Below are 15,544 nucleotides of genomic sequence, written 5' to 3'. Positions count from 1 at the left end.
CTCGGGTGATCGCCGCCCGATCACACGCGAACACCCATCCCGCCCGAACACGACACGTTCGACCTTCCCCTCAATAGAACCGCCCTTACCACTCATGAGGCCGAAGATCAGCCGCCGGTCGGCACCCCCGCCCGCGCTTCCTGCGACGTCAAGGGCCGCAGCGACAGCGTGTACTCGTAGGTGCGGTCCTGCCGGACCTGGCTGCGTTCCCGCACCGGGTTGGGCGTGTCCCCGACGCCGGTCACCGCGTGGCTCGCGTGCAGCGTGAACCAGCCCTTGTTGCGCTGCAGCTGGAACGGGTACGCCGCCCGGTCGAGGTCGTCGAACGGTGTCACGCTGACGTCGTTCGCTCCCCCGACCAGCAGGCCACCGGTCCGGCCGTCGGTGAGCAGCGCCCACCGACTGTCGGTGTGGTTGCCGTGGTCCTGCGGCCGGTGGTACTCGACGTACTGCTCGTCCACCGTGCTCGACTGCACGCCGATCGGGGTCCCGTCCTTGCGGTCGACGTAGCTCTCGGCCTTCCGCCCGTACCAGGCGAACCGGTCGTAGCGGTCCGGCACGGCGAGCGAGACGCCGATCCGGGGCAGGTACGGCAAAGTGCGCACGCTCCCCTGCGGCACCACCTTGTTGCCGAGGCTCAGCGTCCCGGTCCGGTCGACGGTGTAGGTCATCGTCTGGTCGAACCAGGCCCCGGTGACGTCCGGTGCCGCGACCCGGCTGTCCACGATCACCCGCGCGCTCCGCGTCCCGTCCTTCTCGACCCGGACACCCGTGACAGTGGTCTTCAACCGGTCGAGCCCGGCCTTGCGCCAGTCCTCACCCTCGGCCCGGCCCCACGCGAAGGTCTCGTTGCTGATGGGCGCCCGCCACGCGTCGAGCTTCGGTCCCCCGGTCAGCAGTTCCTTGCCCTGGTGCCGGATCGACGTCAGCGCGCCGGTGGCCTTGTCCACTTTGTACGTAACACCTGCCGCGGACGTGGTGACCGAAGCCGCTTCCTCCGCGACATCGACGGACTTCCCGTCGAGCGGTGTCCGGTCCAGGCCCGGGACCCGCTTGCCGCCCAGGGAGAACTGATCGTGCGCCAGGACGTGTCCCCGCGCGAGCATCGGTTCGCCCTGGGTCGTCACCGCCTCGACGGTGAGGAACCGCTCGCGATCACCCGGATTCGCCGGAACCGGCAAGGAGATCTTCCCGGTCGAGGCGGCTCCGGCCCGCAACGGCTGTTCGCCGCGCGCGACGATCCGGGAGCCTTCCTGCACCCGCCAGCGCAGGTTCAGCTCGTCGGTGCCCTTGAACTGCCGTTCGTTGGTCACCGACAGAACACCGCCGGAGTAGGCGAACCGGAGCGGCTGATGCGCCCACGCCATCTGCGCGGTCTCCGGCTGCACCGAACGATCCGAGCCGATCAGACCGTCCACGCCGGACAGACTCGACCCGTACGAGAGGTGACTCCCCCGGTCGGTGACACTGTCGAAGTCCAGCGCCAGCAACGCCCCGTCCGCGGGGGTATCGCCGGACAACTCCGCGGCGGAAAGCGGCTTGTCGTAGATCCGGACGTCGTCAACGGCACCTCGACCCATCCAGCCGATACTCGACGGGTCGTTCCACGACGTCTCGAAGTCTCGGCCGACGTTGACCTCGGCCGACGACGAATCGATCGCGCCGGTGAACGGTTTGCTCCCGATCTCCTTGCCGTCGAGGTAGAGACGCAGGGCCGTACCGTCGTAGGTACCGCTCACCCGGTGCCAGTTGCCGTAGAAGTCGGCGGGCACCTTGGCCTGGACCGCCTGCCACGTTCCGCTGTGAATGAAGAACTCCAGGGTGTCCTGCGTCTTCATCTTGAGCGCGTACTGGTGGTCACCCTTGCCGAGGATGCGGAAGTCGCCGGTCCACTTCCCCGGCTTGACCCACGCGTCGAGGGTGAGCGCTTTCCCGGTGATATCGAGTTTCCGGTCGCGGTACACCTCGACGAAATCGTCCAATCCGGACAGTCCCAGCGCCTTGCCGCGATGGCCCTCGACCAGATCCGGTTTCCCGGTCACGTGCGCCGAGATGTCGTTGCCCGAAGAATCCGGGGTGGTCCGGATCCGCTGCCGGATGTTCTGCTCGGCCCAGTCCCAGATGAACCCGCCCTGGGTCTGGGGATTCGCGCGGATGGTGTCCCAGAACTCCCGGAAGTTCCCCAGGCTGTTGCCCATCGCGTGGGCGTACTCGCCGAAGATCAGCGGTTTGGTGGTGTTCTTCGCCTGTTCGGCGAACTTCTCCGGAGACGGATACCTCGGCCCCCAGACGTCGGCGAAGGGCGCGTCGCCGTCGGGGCTGTTGGACTGGTGGTAGATCGGCCGGGTCGGCTCGTTCGCGTCGAGCCATTCCGCCAGGGCGAAGTGGTGCGCGCCGAGGCCGGCCTCGTTGCCGGTGTCCCACAGGAAGACGCTCGGGTGGTTCTTGTCCCGTTCGACCATGCCGATCATGCGGTCGAAGAACGCGTCCCGCCAAGCCGGGTCGTTCGCCTGGCAGTAGCTCGCGCAGTTCTCGTGGTTGTGGGTCTCGATGTCGATCTCGTCGTCGATCCAGAGCCCGTGCCGGTCGGCCAGTTCGTAGAAGTAGGGGTCCGACGGATAATGGGAAGTCCGGACGGCGTTGACGTTGAGCTGCTTCATCAGCGCGACGTCCCGTTCCTGCGCCTTCCGCGGCACATGCCTCCCGTGGTCCGGGTCGGTCTCCGCGCGGTTGACGCCCTTGAACAGCACGCGCTTCCCGTTGACCAGCAGTTGCTTGTCACGGATCTCGATCTCGCGGAACCCGACCGTCTCGCTGGTGACGTGCGTGACGCGGCCGTCGGGCGCGGTCAGCGTGAGGACGGCCGTGTACAGGTTCGGCGTCTCGTCCGTCCACTTCGCGGGGTTGCGGACGGGCAGGCTCAGCGCGGTCTTGCCACCCGCGTCGACCTCTCCGCTAGTCGTCCCGACCTCCTTGCCCGCCGCGTCACGCAGGCTCAGCTCGACGCGGTGCCTGCCCGTCGTTCCGCCGGGTTTGGCGGCGACCTCGACCGCGGCCTTGAGGGTGGCGTCGGTGTAGGTCGCGTCGAGGTCTGTCGTCAGCCCGACGTCCTGGATGAACGTGCCCGGCGCCGAGTGCAGGGTCACCGAACGGAAGATGCCGGAGTACCGCCACTGGTCGACATCCTCGAGGTAGGCGCCCGCGCTCCAGCGGTGCACCTGCACGGCGATCCGGTTCGGCCCCGGCCGCAGCGCGGACGAGATGTCGAACTCCGCCGGCGTGTACCCGCCCTGGTCGTAGCCGATGTACTTGCCGTTGACCCAGACGAAGTACGCCGACGTCACGCCGTCGAAGCGCAGGAATGTCCTGTTCTTCGTCCAGTCCGCGGGCAGCGGGAAGTCCCGGACGTAGGCACCCGTCGGGTTGACGTCACGCGGGACGCGCGGCGGATCGTCGGGCTGGATCTCGGTGGCGATGTTGCGGAAGATCGGGTGGTCCAGACCGTCCGTCTGCCACGTGTGCGGCACGGAGACCTCGCGCCAGCGTGACGCGTCATAGCCGTCCTCGTGGAAACCGGCCGGGACCTGGGACGGGTTGTCCGCCATCGCGATGCGCCACTTGCCGTCGAGCGACAGCGTGTAGGGACTGCGTTCGTCGCGTCGGGCGGCGGCGGAAACGTCCGCATACGGTTTCAGGAAGGCGTGCGGTGGCTCCTGCCCTTCCGCCACCTTTCGTGGATCGTCGAGATAGGACTGGACGTCGGCGGGCGGGCCGCCTGCCGCGGCCGGGGATCCGGCGGCGACCAGGGTCCCGGCGAGCAACGCCAGGACCAGGATCATGGGGCGTGTTCGCAGCACTGCGTTCAACCTCCCAGAGAGTTCAGCTGAGCCGGAAGCTGACCCGTTGACCATCCCGCACGCCGGCACCGGGACGGAAGACCAAGATCCTTCCAAGGTCGTGGGCCAAATAGGTGGCAGGGTTTCCCCCGGCAGGCGGAACGACACCGCCCACTCACGACCGTCAGGCAGCGGCCCTCGCCCGCCGTTTGGTCCAGATGTCGTAGGCGACGGCGGCGAGCAGCACGAACCCCTTGACCAGGTTCACGCTCTCGGTCGGCGCGCCGATGAGGGACATGCCGTTGTTGATGACGCCCATGATCAGGCCGCCGGTGATCGCGCCGACCACCTTGCCGACCCCGCCCTGGACGGCGGCGCCGCCGATGAAGGCCGCCGCGATCGCGTCGAGTTCGAACATGTTGCCCGCGGTCGGCCCGGCCTGGTTGAGCCGTCCGGCGACGATTACACCGGCGATCGCGGACAGCACGCCCATGTTGACGAAGATCCAGAAGGTGACCGCCTTGACCTTCACGCCGGACAGCGTCGCGGCCTGGAGGTTCCCGCCGATGGCGTAGATGTGGCGGCCGAACACGGCCCGCGTCGTCACCAGTGAATACCCGATCACCAGCACCGACAGCAGGATCAGCACCCACGGCAGGTTCTTGTACCGCGCCAGCTGGACCACCACGAACAGTACGACGGCGGCCGCCGCGGCGATCTTCAGCAGGAACATCGGCAGCGGGTCGACCTCCTGCAGGTAGTTCAGGCGGGCCGTGCGCTTGCGCCACTGCGAGAGGATCGCGCCGCCGATCGCGAGGACCCCGACCAGCAGGCTGACCAGGTCCGCGCCACCGAGCGGCCCGAGACCGATGTTGCCGAGATAGCCACCGGTGAAGCCGTTCGCCAGCGTCCGTACCGCGTCCGGGAACGGGCCGATCCCCTGGTTTCCCAGGACGGTCAAGGTCAGCGCGCGGAAGATCAGCATCCCCGCCAGCGTCACGATGAACGCGGGGAGGCCGAAGTAGGCGACCCAGTAGCCCTGCCACGCGCCGATCACCGCGCCGACGACCAGCGTGATGAGCAGTGCCGGCGGCCACGCCATGCCGACGTTCACCATCAGCACGGCCGAGATCGCGCCGGTCAGCGCCACCACCGAACCGGCGGACAGATCGATGTGGCCGGCGATGATGATCAGGATCATGCCGATCGCGAGGATCAGCACGTACGAGTTCTGCACGATCAGATTCGAGATGTTCTGCGGTTCCAGCAGCGCGCCGCCGGTCAGGATCGAGAACAGCACGACGATCAGCGCGAACGCGACGTAGATCCCGCTTTGGCGGGGGTTGAACGAGATCCGCCGCGGCGCTCGCGGCGGAGTGGCTCCCTTCCGGTCCGGGACACCGGTGATCGTGTCTGCGGAGGCGGTGCTCATGACTTACTCCTGTTCCCTGGTCATCGCGCGCATGAGGACCTCCTGCGTCGCCTCGGCCCGGCCGACCTCGCCGGTGATCCGGCCCGCCGACAACGCGTAGATCCGGTCGCACAGGCCGATCAGCTCCGGCAGCTCGGACGAGATGACCAGCACGGCCTTCCCCTCGTCGGCGAGCCGGTTGATGATCGTGTAGATCTCGTACTTAGCGCCGACGTCGATGCCGCGCGTCGGCTCGTCGAGGATCAGGACGTCCGGATCGGTCAGGATCCACTTGGACAGGACGACCTTCTGCTGGTTGCCGCCGGACAGCGTGCCCGTCACGCTCTTCACGTCCGGCGCCTTGATGTTCATGCTCTTGCGGAATTCCTCGGCGACACGGTGTTCTTCGTTCTCGTCCACCCAGCCCCGCCGGGCGAGTTTGCCGAGCGCCGCGCCGGAGACGTTGCGCTGGATGTCCTCGATGAGGTTGAGCCCGTACCGTTTCCGGTCTTCGGTGGCGTAGGCGAGGCCGTGCCCGACGGCCTCGCCGACCGTCCGGGCCTCGATCTCCTTGCCGTCCTTGACCAGACGGCCGGAGATGTCCTTGCCGTACGAGCGGCCGAACACGCTCATCGCGAGTTCGGTCCGCCCGGCGCCCATCAGTCCCGCCAGCCCGACGATCTCGCCGCGCCGCAGCGTCAGGCTCGCGCGGTCGACGACCACCCGGCCGTGTTGCGTGGGACTGTGCACGGTCCAGTCCTCGATCCGCAGCACCTCGTCACCGATCCGCGGTTCCCTTGGCGGGAAACGGTTCTCGAGCTTCCGCCCGACCATCCCGGCGATGATCCGGTCTTCGGTGACCGTCGCCGCGTCCAGCGTCTCGATCGTCCTGCCGTCACGCAGGATGGTGATCGAGTCGGCGATCGCGGCGATCTCGTTGAGCTTGTGCGAGATCAGGACGCAGGTGACGCCGTCGTCACGGAGACCTCGCAGCAGTTCGAGCAGATGCGCCGAATCGTCGTCGTTGAGCGCGGCGGTCGGCTCGTCGAGGATCAGCAGCTTGACCTCTTTGGACAGTGCCTTGGCGATCTCGACCAGCTGCTGCTTGCCGACGCCGATGTCGAGCACCGGCGTCACCGGGTTCTCCCGCAGGCCGACGCGCCGCATCAGTTCGCCCGCCCGCTGGTTGGTCCGGTTCCAGTCGATCAGGCCGCCACGCGACTTCTCGTTGCCGAGGAAGATGTTCTCCGCGATGGACAACTGCTGGCAGAGGGCGAGCTCCTGATGGATGATCACGATGCCGCGGCGTTCGCTGTCGCGGATCGCGGAGAACGCGCACGGCTCGCCGTCGAAGACGATCTCGCCGTCGTACGAACCGTGCGCGTAGACGCCCGAGAGCACCTTCATCAGCGTGGACTTGCCCGCGCCGTTCTCGCCGCAGATCGCGTGGATCTCGCCCCGGCGCACCGAAAGGTTCACGTCTTGCAGTGCCTTGACCCCGGGGAAGGATTTGGTGATCCCCCGCATCCGAAGGATTTCGTCGGTCACGTCGGCTACCTCAGCTGTTCCGCGGTGTAATAACCGGAGTCGACGAGTTCCTTCTGGTAGTTCCCCTTGTTCAGGATCACCGACTCCAGCAGGAACGACGGGACGACCTTCTTCCCGTTGTCGTAGTCCTTGTTGTTGTTGACCTCGGCCTTGCCGCCCTTGAGCACCGAGTCGGCCATCTTGACCGTGGTCTCGGCGAGCTTGCGGGTGTCCTTGAAGATGGTCGAGTACTGCTCGTCGGCGATGATGGACTTCACCGACGCGACCTCGGCGTCCTGCCCGGTCACGACCGGATACGGCTGACCCGGGGTGCCGTAGCCGTTGCTCTTGAGCGCCGACAGGATCCCGATGGAGAGCCCGTCGTACGGCGAGAGCACGCCCTGGACCTTGTCGCCCGAGCTGTAGGTCTTGGTCAGCAGGTCTTCCATGCGACGCTGCGCCGTCGCCGCCTGCCAGCGCAGGATCGCCGCGACGTTGAACGCGGTCTGGCCACTCTTGACGACCAGTGTCCCGTTGTCCAGGTACGGTTTCAGCACCGACATGGCGCCGTTGAAGAAGAACGTCGCGTTGTTGTCGTCGGGCGAACCGGCGAACAGTTCGACGTTCAGCGGCCCCTTGGCCTCACCCGGCGAACCGTCCTCCTTGAGCACTTTGAGACCGGTGAGCAGCGACGTCGCCTGCTGCACGCCGACCTTGAAGTTGTCGAAGGTCGCGTAGTAGTCGACGTTGGGAGTGTTGCGGATCAGCCGGTCGTAGGCGATGACCGGGATCTTCTTGTCCGCGGCCTCCTGCAACTGCGTGGTGATCGCGGTGCCGTCGATCGAAGCGATCACGAGCAGCTTCGCGCCCTTGGTGATCTGGTTCTCGATCTGGTTGACCTGGGTGGGGATGTCGTCCTCGGCGTACTGCAGGTCGACCTGGTAACCCAGTTTCTCCAGCGCCGCCTTGATGTTGCCGCCGTCGTGGATCCAGCGCTCCGACGATTTGGTCGGCATGGTGACACCGACGAGACCACCCGCGGCACCGCCCGCCGCTTGCTGTTGTCCGCCGGTCTTCTCGCTCGAACCGCAGGCCGCCAAAGCCAGTCCGGCGGTGATGGCCACGGCGGCCAGTTTCGTGAACTTCATTGTTCCTTCTCTCCGGTGGGGACCGTCAGAAACCCTGCTTCTAAAACCCCTGTGCGAGCCGGTGGTACGCCTGGTTCCAGCGCAACCGGTCCGCGAACGACTCCGTCGTCGTCGCGTGGTCGATCACCAGCAGTTCGACGTCGAGCATCGTGGCGAGGTCGCGCATCGCCTCCGTGCCGACGGCATGGGTGAGCACCGTGTGGTGCGGGCCGCCCGCGGTGATCCAGGCCTCGGCGGACGTCGCCAGTGAGGGCGCCGGCTTCCACACCGCTCGGGCGACCGGCAGGTTCGGCAGCGGCTCGTCCGGCACGACGACCTCGACCTCGTTGGCCACCAGGCGGAACCGGTCACCGAGGTCGGCCATGCCGATCACCACGGCGGCACCGGGGGCGGCGTCGAACACCAGCCGGACCGGGTCCTCGCGGCCGCCGATGCCGAGCGGGTGGATCTCGCACGACGGACGTGCCGCGGCGATGCTCGGGCAGACCTCGAGCATGTGCGCGCCGAGGATCTTCGGTTCGCCGGGACCGAAATGGTAGGTGTAATCCTCCATGAAGGACGTTCCGAGTTCGGCGTCGCGGCCCATCGCCTTCACCGCGGCCAGCAGCGCGGACGTCTTCCAATCCCCTTCACCGCCGAAGCCGTAACCGTCGGCCATCAGGCGTTGCACGGCCAGCCCCGGGAGCTGGCGCAGGCCGCCGAGGTCCTCGAAGTTCGTGGTGAACGCGCCGAACCCGCCGCGGGTGAGGAACGCACGGAGACCGTGCTCGATCCGGGCCGCGTACCTCAGCGATTCGTGCCGTCCGCCGCCCTTGGCGAGGTCCGGTGCGAGCGTGTACGTGTCCGCGTACTCCTCGGCCAGCGCGTCCACCTCGTCGTCCGGCGCCGCGTCGACCAGGGCGACGAGATCGTTGACGCCGTAGGTGTTCACCGAGACACCGAACTTGAGTTCGGCCTCGACCTTGTCCCCGTCGGTGACCGCGACGTCGCGCATGTTGTCGCCGAACCGCGCGAGTTTGAGCGAGCCGAGTGCCTGGCGCCCGACGGCGGCGCGGATCCACGCGTCGATCCGGGTCGCCACCGCCGGATCCGCCGCGTGCCCCGCGATCGTCTTGCGGGCCACCCCGAGCCGGGTCTGGATGTAGCCGAACTCGCGGTCCCCGTGCGCGGCCTGGTTGAGGTTCATGAAGTCCATGTCGATGGACCGCCACGGCAGTGCCTCGTTCAGCTGAGTGTGCAGATGCAGCAACGGTTTCCGCAGCGCGTCCAGCCCGGTGATCCACATCTTGGCCGGCGAGAACGTGTGCATCCACGCGATCACGCCGACACACGCGTCGTCCGCGTTCGCTTCGAGCATCACCCGCCGGATCGCCGACGGCTCGGTGAGCACCAATTTCGCGACGATCTCCGCCGAGATCCGGCCGGTGTCGGCGAGCATCCGCTGGATCTGCAACGACTGGCCCGCGACCTGTTCCAGGGTCTCTTCGCCGTAGAGCGCCTGGCTCCCGGTGAGGAACCAGACCTCGGTCTTCCGCTGCGTGCTCACTTCTCTCCTTGTTGCCCGTAGACGTTCTGGTAGCGCGCGTAGAGCCGGTCGATGTCCTGTTCGGACAGTGGCTCCGGCTTCCCGAGCGCGGAGGCGATGTGGACGGTCCTGGCGACGTCTTCGACCATCACCGCGGCCTTGACCGCGTCCCTGGCGGTCCGGCCGACCGTGAACGGCCCGTGGTTGCGCATCAGGACGGCGGGCGACCGGCTGGACCGGAGTGTCTCGACGATGCCGCGGCCGATCGAGTCGTCCCCGATCAGCGCGAACGGCCCGACCGGGATCTCCCCGCCGAACTCGTCGGCGATCATCGTGAGCACGCAAGGGATCGCCTCCCCGCGTGCCGCCCACGCGGTGGCGTAGGTCGAATGCGTGTGGACGACGCCGCCGACCTCCGGCAGATTCCGGTAGACGTAGGCGTGCGCGGCGGTGTCCGAAGACGGCGCGAAATCACCGTGGACGACCTCGCCGTACAGGTCCGTGACGACCATCGTGTCGGCGCTCAGCGCGTCGTAGGACACCCCGGACGGCTTGATCACCATCAGGTCGTGGCCGGGCACGCGGGCCGACACGTTGCCCGCGGTCCAGATCACCAGCTCGTACCTCGTCAGCTCGGCGTGCAGCCGGGCGACGGTGTCCCGCAGCTCTTCGAAGGTGTCCGTGATCTCCACGGCGAGGCTCATCGGTGCTGTCCTTTCCGGACGGAACGACGGCGGGCGGCGAGGCGGTGCATGACGTCGTTGGCGCCGCGGCCGAAGTAGTCGTGCAGGGCGGCGTACTCGGTGTACAGCTCGTCGTAGGCCTTGACGTTCTCCGCGATCGGCAGGTGGACGGCCCGGCGGACCGAACCCATCCCAGCCGCCGCCGTGGGCACGTCCGGATGCGCTCCCGCGGCGACGGCGGCGTGGATCGCCGATCCGAGCGCGGGACTCTGCGCGGAGCCCGCCACCGAGAGCGGCAGATTCGTGACGTCGGCGTAGATCTGCATCAGCAGGGGGTTCTTGACCAGGCCGCCGGCGACGATCAGCTCCGTGACCGGGACACCCGACCGTTCGAAGGTCTCGACGATCATCCTGGTGCCGAACGCGGTCGCTTCCAGGAGCGCGCGGTAGGTGTCCTCGGCGCGGGTCGCGAGCGTCTGCCCGACGACGACGCCGGACAGCTCGTGGTCGACCAGCACCGAACGATTGCCGCTGTGCCAGTCCAGGGCGACGAGTCCGTGCTCGCCGATCTCCTGCATGGCCGCGAGCCGGGTGAGCAGTTCGTGGACGGAGATCCCCGCCTCACGGGCGTCGTCCACATAGGACGCCGGGACGCCGCGCTCGACGAACCACGCGAAGATGTCGCCGACGCCGCTTTGGCCAGCCTCGTAGCCCCATTGCCCGGAGACGATCCCGCCGTCGACGACGCCGCACATCCCCGGGACCTCGCGCAGTTCGTCGCCGTTCATCACGTGGCAGGTGGAGGTACCCATGATCGCGACCATCTGCCCCGGGGCCACGGCCTGGACGGCCGGCGCGGTGACATGCGCGTCCACGTTCCCGACGGCGACCGCGATCCCCTCGCGCAGACCGGTCCACTCGGCGGCCTGGGCGTTCAGGGTTCCCGCCCTGGCGCCGAGAGCCCCCAGCGGATGCGCGAGCTTCTCGTCCACAAAGGATCCGAAGCCGGGTGCCAGCGCCTCCAGGAAGCCCACGCCCGGATACCGGCCGTCCTGGAGGATTCCCTTGTACCCGGCGGTGCAGGCGTTGCGGACATAGGTCCCGGTGAGCTGCCAGACGATCCAGTCGGCGAGCTCGACCCAGTGCCGCATCCGCGCGTACACCTCGGGCGCCTCCTCGAAGACTTCCAGCGCCTTGGCGAACTCCCACTCCGAGGAGATCAGCCCGCCGTAGCGCGGCAACCAGGACTCCTCGCGTTCCCGTGCCAGCGCGTTGATCCGGTCCGCCTGCGGCTGCGCGGAATGGTGCCGCCACAACTTCACGTAGGCGTGCGGTTCGGCCGCGAACTCGGGCAGGTCGCACAGCGGCGTGCCGTCGGCGGTCGTCGGCACCATGGTGCAGGCGGTGAAGTCGGTTCCGATGCCGATCACGTCGGCGGGATCGGCCCCGGCCGCGCGGATCGCTTCCGGCACGGCGGTGCGGAGGACGTCGACGTAGTCCGACGGCATCTGCAGCGCCCAGTCCGGCGGCAAGCCCCGGCCGGTCGACGGCAGGATCCCGTCGATCACCCCGTGGCAGTACTCCGAAACCGCGCTGCCCAGTTCCGCGCCGTCACGGATCCGGACCACGACGGCCCGGCCGGACAGCGTCCCGAAGTCGACGCCGACGACCAGCGGCTCCCCTGTACTCACTTCTTCTCCGCACTGTTAGCGTTAACATTTCGCTGTGAAGCACCTTGCCGCCGAGCCAGCGCCGGTCCTACGAAATGCCGGTGCTCTCCCGCACGATCAACTCGGGGACCACCAGGTCACGGGCACGTTCCTCGCCGCCGTTCATCCGGCGGCGGAGCAGGTCGAACGTGCGCCTGCCGACTTCGACGAAGTCCTGGCGCACCGTCGTGAGCGGCGGCGTGTAGTAGGCAGCCTCCGGCACGTCGTCGAAGCCGACGACGCGCATCTCCCCCGGCACGTTCACCCCGGCCTCGGTGCAGGCGCGGAGAAACCCGAGGGCCATCTGGTCGTTGGCCATGAACACCGCGTCCAGCCCCTTTTCGCCGACGAGGGATCGCCCCGCCGCGTACCCGGAACGCGCACTCCAGTCGCCCCGGACGACCGGCGGGATCCGCGCGCCGTGCCGCTGCAGGGTCTCCCGCCAGCCACGCTCGCGGTCGAGCGCCTCCAACCAGTCTTCGGGTCCGGCCACGTGCCAGACGGTCTCGTGCCCGAGCCCGAGAAGGTGCTCGGTGGCGCGGCGTGCGCCGTCGTACTGGTCGACCGAGATCACCGGCACCGGCGCCTGTTCCCCGCCGCCGACCGCGACGAGCGGCACGTCGCTGGGCGCGGCCTCCAACGCCCGGCCCGCGGTGACGTGCGGCGCGATCACGACGATGCCCTCGACCGCCTGGCGCCGCAGACGCTCCACCGCGTCGGCGATGGACGACCGGCCGGGACGGCTGATGCTGGTTATGGTCGTCGCGTAGCCGGCCTCGCGGGCGGCGTGCTCGATCCCGCTCAGGGTGCTGGCCGGTCCGTAGAGGTTGACCTCCAGCGCGACCACGCCGAGAGTGCCGGAACGGCCGGTGACCAGCGCGCGGGCGACAGAGTTCGGCCGGTAGTCCAGTCGTTCGATGGCGGCGTTGACGCGGACCCGGGTCTCGGCGCGGACCGGCCCGGTGCCGTTGATGACCCGGGAGACCGTCATGTGCGAAACACCCGCGAGCGCGGCCACGTCGGTGAGACTGGCCTGCTTGCCCTCGGTGGTCTCGCGCGCCATCGCGTGTCTCTCCTTGCCGGTACCGTGTGACGAGTGCCGCAAGTGTTAGCGATAACACGAGCCGGGTCAAGCGCTCCCCGAGTCACAGTCGGGTCACGGACGCCCGGATCAGCTGGAGGCGCGATGCGTGAGCGAGACCGGCAAGATCCGTTGGCGTGGCTTGAGTTCTTGATCGTCCATCAGGGCGAGCAGCGTCTCGACCATCGCGTGGACCTGCTCCCGCGGGTCCTGGTGGACCGAGGTCAGCGGCGGGTCCATTTCCGGCGCCAGCGTCGCGTTGTCGTCGAAGCTGACGACCGCGACATCCGACGGGATCCGCCGTCCGGCGGAATGCAGGGTGCGGAGCGCGCCGAGGGCCATCATGTCGCTGGCCACGAAGACGGCGTCGAGGTCGGGGCGCCGCGCGAGCAGGTTCGACATCGCCTTCGCCCCGCCGGTCAGCGTGAAGTCGGCCTCCTCGACCAGGTCCGCCGGGTCGAGCCCGGCGTCGAGCAGCGTCTTGCGCCAACCCGAAAGCCGATCGATCGCCGCGCTCTGGTCCTGCGGGCCCGCGATCGTCGCGATCCGACGGTGCCCCGCGCCGACCAGATGCGCGACGGCCAGCTTCGCGCCGCCCTCGTTGTCGAAGTCGACGACGTGGACACCGCGTTTGAGTCCGGCCGCCTGCCCGCCGTACACCACCGGGATCCTCAACTGCCGCAACGCCTTGGGCAACGGGTCGGTCCGGTGCGGCGCGAACACCAGCACACCGTCGACGTGGCCGCCGTCCAGGAACCGCACGGTGCGGTCGAGATCCTCGCGGGTGTCACTGAAGATCAAGACCATCTGACAGCCGATGTCGGCCAACTCGCGGTACCCCGCCCGCATGACCGCGGTGCGGTACGGGTCGTCGAGCAGTCGCGCCTCCGGCTCCGACAGCACGACCGCGACCGCGCCGGTCCGCTTGGTCACCAGCGACCGGGCCGCCAGGTTCGGCGAGTAGCCGAGCTCCCTGGCCGCGGCCAGCACCCTCTCCTTGGAACGCGCGCTGACGTAGCCGTCGTCGTTCAGCGCCCGGGACGCCGTCGACCGGCTGACCCCGGCGGACGCGGCGACATCTTCCAGCGTCGGACGGCCGTCATCCCCTGGTCGAGGCCCCACCCGCGTCACCTTCACCTTTCAGCGTCATCCGGACACCCCCAGCTTAGTGTCCGGCGGCCGGGAACACTGAGAGCGCTCCCTCGATGGAAACACTCTCATTACAAGCCCTTGACACGATCTCGTCCCGGGGGACAAACTCTGCGCATTCCTGGGAGCGCTCCCAGTTCTCCTTCACCCCATCAGCAAGGGACAAAGACGTGAAAACCATCCGGAACGGCCTGGTGCTGGCACTGGGTATCACGATGACGGCGTTCGGCCTGGCGGCGTGCGGAGGTGACGACGGCGGGGCTCCCGCCGCGTCGGACCCGAACGCGAAGGTCGAGCTGTCGCTGGCGACGTTCACCGAGTTCGGCTACGAGGAGCTCATCCCCGAGTACGAACGGCTGCACCCGAACATCAAGATCACCCACCGCAAGACCGGCCAGGGCGGGCCGTACCACCAGGACCTGATCACGAAACTGGCGGCGGGTTCGGGCCTCGCCGACGTCACCGCTGTCGAAGAAGGCCACCTGTCGAACGTCCTCGACAAGGGCTCGAAGTTCAACGACCTGCCCAAGATCGGCCCGGCGGACGCCTCCCCCGACCGCTGGCTCGGCTGGAAGTACGACGCGGCGAAGACCAAGGACGGCAAGGTCATCGGCTACGGAACCGACATCGGCCCGCTCGCCATGTGCTACCGCAAGGACATGCTCGCCGCGGCGGGCCTGCCGACCGACCCCGAAGCGGTCAAACCGCTGTTCGCGACCTGGGACAGCTACTTCGCCGCGGGCGATCAGTACGTGTCCAAGAGCGGAGGGAAGGCCTGGTTCGACTCGGCGGCACAGAACTTCAACGCCATGGTCAACCAGCTCCCGACCGGATACCTCGGCACCGACGACAAACTGGCGCTGGAAGGGAATCAGGGCATCAAGGACGCCTGGACCAAGGTGATCGGCGCCGTCTCGAAAGGACAGTCGGCCAAGCTGACCGCGTTCAGCAACGAATGGAACTCCGGGTTCAAGCAGAGCGCGTTCGCCACGAAGGTGTGCCCCGCGTGGATGCTCGGTGTGATCGAGGAGCACTCCGGACCGGAGAACGCGGGCAAGTGGGCGGTCACCGCGGCCTTCCCCGGCGGCGGCGGGAACTGGGGCGGTTCGTACCTGACCGTGCCCACGCAGTCCAAGCACCCGAAGGAGGCGGCCGAACTCGCCGCCTGGTTGACCGCGCCCGGGCAGCAGATCAAGGCGTTCCAGGCGAAGGGCACGTTCCCCAGCCAGGTCAAGGCGCTGGAAGACCCGGCGCTGCTGGGCGAGACCGACGCCTACTTCGGCGGCGCCAAGATCGGCCAACTGTTCGCGGAGCAGGCCAAGAAGGTCGCCAAGCCGCAGTACAAGGGCCCGGGCGACGGCCAGATCCAGGAGAACGCGTCGAGCCCGGCACTGCAGGCCGTCGAACAGGGCAAGTCGGCCGACGAGGGCTGGACGCAACTGCTCGACGCCGCGAAGAAGATCACGCGCTGACCG

Annotated in this window: 10 protein-coding genes; 1 reads left to right on the top strand and 9 read right to left on the bottom strand. The window is 68.2% G+C overall.

The window, feature by feature from the left end; genetic code table 11:
• Nucleotides 1-107: 107 nt before the first annotated feature.
• The 9 genes from ACZ5IK_RS39120 to ACZ5IK_RS39080 form a co-directional block, all read right to left on the bottom strand.
• Nucleotides 108-3,857 (bottom strand): glycoside hydrolase family 2 TIM barrel-domain containing protein, encoded by a 3,750-nt coding sequence (locus tag ACZ5IK_RS39120; protein ID WP_465492288.1) that lies wholly within the window; start codon nucleotides 3,855-3,857, stop codon nucleotides 108-110.
• Between the two features lie 163 nt (nucleotides 3,858-4,020).
• On the bottom strand, nucleotides 4,021-5,268 hold the full coding sequence (gene mmsB, locus ACZ5IK_RS39115; protein ID WP_465492287.1) for a multiple monosaccharide ABC transporter permease: 1,248 nt from the start codon (nucleotides 5,266-5,268) through the stop codon (nucleotides 4,021-4,023).
• 3 nt (nucleotides 5,269-5,271) lie between these two features.
• Nucleotides 5,272-6,795 (bottom strand): multiple monosaccharide ABC transporter ATP-binding protein, encoded by a 1,524-nt coding sequence (mmsA, locus tag ACZ5IK_RS39110; RefSeq protein ID WP_465492286.1) that lies wholly within the window; start codon nucleotides 6,793-6,795, stop codon nucleotides 5,272-5,274.
• Between the two features lie 5 nt (nucleotides 6,796-6,800).
• Nucleotides 6,801-7,922 (bottom strand): multiple monosaccharide ABC transporter substrate-binding protein, encoded by a 1,122-nt coding sequence (gene chvE, locus ACZ5IK_RS39105; protein WP_465492285.1) that lies wholly within the window; start codon nucleotides 7,920-7,922, stop codon nucleotides 6,801-6,803.
• 40 nt (nucleotides 7,923-7,962) lie between these two features.
• Nucleotides 7,963-9,468: an L-arabinose isomerase gene (gene araA, locus ACZ5IK_RS39100; RefSeq protein ID WP_465492284.1), complete on the bottom strand. Its 1,506-nt coding sequence runs from the start codon at nucleotides 9,466-9,468 to the stop codon at nucleotides 7,963-7,965.
• Nucleotides 9,465-10,151 carry an L-ribulose-5-phosphate 4-epimerase gene (locus ACZ5IK_RS39095; protein ID WP_465492283.1) on the bottom strand — a complete coding sequence of 229 codons (687 nt, stop codon included), beginning with the start codon at nucleotides 10,149-10,151 and terminating at the stop codon, nucleotides 9,465-9,467. The genes araA and ACZ5IK_RS39095 overlap by 4 nt, the downstream gene beginning before the upstream one ends.
• Nucleotides 10,148-11,821, bottom strand: coding sequence for a ribulokinase (araB, locus tag ACZ5IK_RS39090; RefSeq protein WP_465492282.1), 1,674 nt, complete (start codon nucleotides 11,819-11,821; stop codon nucleotides 10,148-10,150). Before araB ends, ACZ5IK_RS39095 begins: the two co-directional genes overlap by 4 nt.
• Nucleotides 11,822-11,888: 67 nt before the next feature.
• A complete protein-coding gene (locus tag ACZ5IK_RS39085; RefSeq protein ID WP_465492281.1) occupies nucleotides 11,889-12,902 on the bottom strand; it encodes a LacI family DNA-binding transcriptional regulator in 1,014 nt (337 codons plus the stop codon).
• A gap of 108 nt (nucleotides 12,903-13,010) precedes the next feature.
• Nucleotides 13,011-14,057 (bottom strand): LacI family DNA-binding transcriptional regulator, encoded by a 1,047-nt coding sequence (locus ACZ5IK_RS39080; protein WP_465492280.1) that lies wholly within the window; start codon nucleotides 14,055-14,057, stop codon nucleotides 13,011-13,013.
• A gap of 182 nt (nucleotides 14,058-14,239) precedes the next feature.
• Here ACZ5IK_RS39080 and ACZ5IK_RS39075 point away from each other — a divergent pair, with 182 nt between their 5' ends.
• Nucleotides 14,240-15,541 carry an ABC transporter substrate-binding protein gene (locus ACZ5IK_RS39075; RefSeq protein ID WP_465492279.1) on the top strand — a complete coding sequence of 434 codons (1,302 nt, stop codon included), beginning with the start codon at nucleotides 14,240-14,242 and terminating at the stop codon, nucleotides 15,539-15,541.
• The last annotated feature ends 3 nt before the right edge of the window (nucleotides 15,542-15,544 follow it).

The sequence above is a fragment of the Amycolatopsis sp. NPDC031561 genome, from assembly GCF_055580625.1.
Note: the sequence above shows the minus strand (reverse complement) of the source record. Positions and strands in the feature narration are given on the sequence as shown.